Below are 5131 nucleotides of genomic sequence, written 5' to 3' on the forward strand. Positions count from 1 at the left end.
GCTTGGTTGTTTGTTGTTTAATTCTTTAAAAAGAATTTATATAATTAACCTACTGTTTAATTTTCAAAGTTCTTAGTTTGTTTTGCCCTTGTCTTAAGGACAAGTAATACTTTACCATCTAATTAAACCACCGTCAACAGTTTTTTTTATTTTTTTTAATTATTTTTTTAATTTACTTTATTTAAGAAAGTAGCCAACAAGTTATCCACTTTTTTATCCACATTATCTACAGTTTTAGTTTAGCTATTTATCTTATTTTTAACAAAATTGTCCACATTATCCACTGTTTTTTTACCTGCTTTGTGGGTTAATAACTTTTTATTATGTTTTATTACATTTTTCAATAAAATAAAAAAAGATTTTGGTAAAAAAAATACCAAAATCTTTTTATTTAGCTATACTCAAGTCTTCTTTCATATACTCTTCATGAAGATGAACTTGTTTTGTTTCTAAGGTTTTTTTCACATCTATTATTCTCTGATTAGATGATCCTCTAAATTTAAGGCTAATATCTCTTTTAGCTTCTATAAATCTTCCATCTACTAATACGTCAACATTTCTAAGTAAATTCAAGTTATTAAAATAAGAAGAGTTTTTTTTATTTAAAAGTTCTTCAATTGTATATCCACTATAAATCCACACATCCAAATTATTTTCTTTACATGTCTTTGCAACTTCTGCCAAAGCTTCACTTTGTAAAAAAGGTTCACCACCTGATAAAGTTATACCTCTATGAAGTTTTAATTTTCTTATTTCATTATTTATATTACCTGTATCTTCTTCATATCCACCAAGAATATCATGAGTTTGAGGATTGTGACACCCCTTACAATTGTGATTACATCCTTGAGTCCACAATACAGCTCTTAATCCAGGTCCATCAACTATACTATCTAAAGTAATTGGTGAAGCTAATCTTATCTTCATAAAACTCACCCCATTTAAAAATTAACTATGTTTAACTCTATCTCTAACTTCTGCCTTTTTAGCATTGTTAAATCTATCAACTGTACCTACTAAATATCCAGTTATTCTTCTTATTCTCTCAAAGCCTACTTCTCCATCTGTCTCTTTTCTTCCGCAAGCAGGACAAGTATCTCCAGGTATAACTCCTGAAAATCCACATACAGGATCCCTGTCTAGTGGATGATTTATACTTCCATATCCTATTCCTAACTCTTTCATTGCTCTTATTATAGTTTCAAAAGCTTCTAAATTATTAGAAGGACTTCCATCTAACTCTATATACGTTATATGACCCGCATTAGTTAATTCATGATATGGAGCTTCTTTTTTTAATTTATCAAATGAACTAATTTTATAATATACAGGTACATGGAATGAATTTGTATAATATTCTTTATCTGTTATCCCCTCTATTTGTCCATATTGCTTTTTATCTATTTCAGTAAATCTTCCTGATAAACCTTCTGCTGGAGTAGCTATAAGTGAGAAGTTTAAACCATATTTTTCACTGGCTTCTTCCATCCTATCTCTCATATGAGTTATTATTTCTAATCCAAGTTTTTGTGAATCTTCACTTTCTCCATGATGTTTACCTGTAAGCGCAATTAAACATTCTGCTAATCCTATAAATCCAACTGTTAATGTTCCTTGCTTTATTACTTCTTTTAAAGTATCATTAGGTCCTAACTCATCTGACCCTAACCATACATTTTGGCCCATTAAAAACGGGAAGTTCTTTACTTTCTTATTACCTTGTACCTCAAATCTTTCTAAGAGTTGATCTATAACTAAGTCTATCTTCTCATCTAGATCTTTATAAAATCCTTCTATATCTGTGTCTTTTTTATGAATTAAACCATGTTTTATTCCAAGTCTAGGTAAATTTATTGTAGTAAATGATAAGTTTCCTCTTCCGCTTACAATTTCATCTCCACATACATTTCCAACAACTCTCGTTCTGCATCCCATATATGTAGCCTCTGTTTCCGGTCTACCTTCTACATAATACTTAGCATTAAATGGAGCATCTAAGAAACTAAAGTTAGGGAACAATCTTTTAGCTGATACCCTACATGCTAACTTAAATAAATCATAATTTGGATCTCCATCATTTAAGTTAACACCTTCTTTTACCTTAAAGATAAGTATTGGGAATATAGCAGTTTCTCCATTTCCTAATCCTTTCTCTACTGATAATAGTAAATTTTTAGTAACTAGCCTTCCTTCTTCTGATGTATCAGTTCCAAAATTCACACTTGAAAATGGTACTTGTGCTCCTGCTCTTGAATGCATAGTGTTTAAATTGTGTATGAAAGCTTCCATAGCTTGATAAGTATTTCTATCCGTCTCTTTTTTAGCTTGTTTATATGCAAATAATTGAATTTTACTTGCTTTTTCATTATCTATACTAAACTTTTTAGATAATTCTTCTTTCTCTAATTCTATATATGAATCACTTAATTCTAAACTAGCTTTAGTTCCTGTTTGTTCTTCCACATAAGATATTATAGTTTTTATATCTTCTATACTGTCTATTCCTTCATATAATTCTAATGCCTTTGATATATTATTGGCATATATCTTTTTAAATGTTTTATATACACCCTCTGCTAATCCATAATCAAAATAAGGTATACTTTGCCCTCCATGTTGATCATTTTGATTGCTTTGTATTGCTATTGCCGCTAAAGCTGCATAACTTATAATATCATTAGGCTCTCTTAAGAATCCATGTCCTGTAGAAAATCCATCCTTAAATAACTTTATTAAATCTATTTGACAACATGTTAATGTCCCCATATTTAAAAAATCCATATCATGTATATGTATATCTCCATTATCATGAGCGAACGCATGTTCAGGTTTTAATATATGAGTCTTACAAAATTCTTTAGACACTGTACTTCCATATTGAAGCATAGTTCCCATAGCAGTGTTTCCATCTATATTAGCATTTTCTCTTTTTATATCTGCATCATCTGCATCTGAAAAAGTAATTTGCTTTATAGATTTCATAAGTCTTGATTTAGAATTCCTTATTCTATTTCTTTCAGTTCTATATGTTATATACTCTTCACTAGTTTTTGCATGTCCTTTTTCTATTAAAACTTTAACAACTGCATCTTGTATATCTTCAACTCCAGGAGTCTTGTTTACATATTTCAAATTTAATAATTTAATTACATCTTGTGTTAAGATTTCAGCTAAGCTATAATTAGCATTTTTATTTTCTCTTTCAGCAACTTTATTTGCAGCTAAAAATATAGCTCTTGTTATTCTGTCAGAATTAAAAGGTATCAATCTACCATCCCTTTTTCTTACAGTTTCTATCACAACAAAATCCCCCTTCATAACTATATATTGTGTTAATAAAACATCCCACATACTATATATAGTATTGTAGGATGAAAAAAATCCCCTTCAACAAAGTTAAAGGGAAACTTCAAAGTTATTACTCTATAAGGTTATCAAATTTATTTAGAATCGTCAAACGCCCTCTAAGCATTGAAATTGCTATCTACATTTTTTGAACATTAGTGTTTCTAATAGATTCATATTTTTTAATTTTTTTTACAAAATTTCCTTAAAATTTTCTTACTTTTTACGACAAATATCATATAACTTCCTATATTATGATAATTTAATATATAATATAATTATCTATTTTTAAAAAGGAGATTTTGTGAAATGCTAGCTAATAGACTAAATAATATTACCCCTTCTTATACTATAAGTATAAGTACTAAAGTTCGTAACCTTAAATCTGAGGGTAAAGATATAATTGATTTAAGTATTGGTGAACCTGATGTTTCTGTTCCTAATAAAGCAATTGAATATGGTATAAATTCTCTTAAAGATAACTGTACCAATTATGATGTTGTTCCTGGGTTAAAAATTCTTAGAGAGCAATTATGTGAAAAGCTTAAATCTGAAAACAATTGTATATACGATATAGATGAAATTGTTGTTTCTAGTGGAGCTAAACATGCAATAACAAATACTTTACTAGCACTTGTAAATCCAGGTGATGATATTTTAATACCAAAACCTTATTGGGTTAGTTATCCTGAAATGATTAAATTAGTTAATGCTAATCCAGTTTTTATAGAAACTAAAAAAGAAAACGGATTTAAACTTACAAAAGAAATATTAGAAAAATCTATAACTCCTAAAACTAAATTATTATTTTTAAATAATCCTTCAAATCCAACAGGATCTGTTTATACAAGAGAAGAGTTATTAGATATAGCTAATGTTTGTCTAGAAAATAATGTTTATATCCTAGCTGATGAGATATATGAAAGAATTTGTTATAAAGATAAATTTACTTCTATAGCCTCTTTAGGTGATGATATAAAAAATATAACTGTTACTATAAATGGTTTTTCTAAGTCATTTGCAATGACAGGCTTAAGACTTGGATATACTGCAAGTAATAAAGAGATTGCTAAAGCTATCTCAGCTATACAAGGTCACTTAGTATCTCATCCTGCATTAACTAGCCAATATATAGGTTATGGAGCTTTGAAAGAATGTTCTGAGTATATAGATGAAGTGGTTAAGATATATAAGAATAGACGAGATGCTGTAGTTAAGATATTAAATAAATCAAATAAATTAGATTTTATAAATCCAGAAGGCGCTTTCTATGTATTTATAGATATATCAAAGGTAAAAGATAGTTTAGCATACACAGATAGTTTATCTATACAATTTTGTAATGATTTATTAGAAAATTATAAAGTTGCAGCAGTTCCTGGAATAGCGTTTGGTATGGATGATTATATAAGAATTTCTTATGCTTGCAGTGAAGAAAACTTTACAAATGGATTAAATAGAATAGTTGAGTTTGCAGAAACTTTATAATTAGTCAAATAAAAAAGCCCTACTAAAAATTAGTAAGGCTTTTTTTATGTTTTACGTATAACAAGGTCTAACTTTTTATTTGTAAAAAATAAAAAGACTACGTGGCTACGTCCTACTCTCCCAGGCAGCTTCCCACCAAGTACCATCGGCGCTAAAGAGCTTAACTTCTGTGTTCGGGATGGGAACAGGTGTATCCTCTTTGCTATAATAACCACATAATCTTTATTTGGAGCGGGTGAAGGGGATCGAACCCTCACAGCCGGCTTGGAAGGCCGGAACTCTACCATTGAGCTACACC

3 protein-coding genes and 1 rRNA gene are annotated in these 5131 nt (G+C 29.2%); 1 reads left to right on the forward strand and 3 read right to left on the reverse strand.

Annotation, left to right across the window (positions count from 1 at the left end):
* Positions 1 to 387: 387 nt before the first annotated feature.
* Positions 388 to 927 carry an anaerobic ribonucleoside-triphosphate reductase activating protein gene (gene nrdG / locus ATCC9714_RS16355; protein WP_057545389.1) on the reverse strand — a complete coding sequence of 180 codons (540 nt, stop codon included), beginning with the start codon at positions 925 to 927 and terminating at the stop codon, positions 388 to 390.
* Positions 928 to 948: 21 nt separating this feature from the next.
* Positions 949 to 3300, reverse strand: coding sequence for an anaerobic ribonucleoside triphosphate reductase (locus tag ATCC9714_RS16360; RefSeq protein WP_057545390.1), 2352 nt, complete (start codon positions 3298 to 3300; stop codon positions 949 to 951).
* A 354-nt stretch (positions 3301 to 3654) separates the two neighbouring features.
* On the opposite strand from ATCC9714_RS16360, the gene ATCC9714_RS16365 reads away from it, so the two are divergent.
* Complete coding sequence (locus ATCC9714_RS16365) at positions 3655 to 4833, forward strand: pyridoxal phosphate-dependent aminotransferase (RefSeq protein ID WP_057545388.1); 1179 nt, start codon at positions 3655 to 3657, stop codon at positions 4831 to 4833.
* 99 nt (positions 4834 to 4932) lie between these two features.
* Here the strand turns inward: ATCC9714_RS16365 and rrf are convergent.
* A 5S ribosomal RNA gene (gene rrf / locus ATCC9714_RS16370) occupies positions 4933 to 5049 on the reverse strand.
* Positions 5050 to 5131: the final 82 nt, after the last annotated feature.

Source organism: Paraclostridium sordellii (genome assembly GCF_000953675.1).
Lineage (GTDB): Bacteria > Bacillota > Clostridia > Peptostreptococcales > Peptostreptococcaceae > Paraclostridium > Paraclostridium sordellii.

Excerpts from the sequence above, each read along its gene's own strand:
- ATCC9714_RS16365 (WP_057545388.1), top strand. The coding sequence starts at position 3,655 with ATGCTAGCTAATAGACTAAATAATATTACCCCTTCTTATACTATAAGT.
- nrdG (WP_057545389.1), bottom strand. The coding sequence starts at position 927 with ATGAAGATAAGATTAGCTTCACCAATTACTTTAGATAGTATAGTTGAT.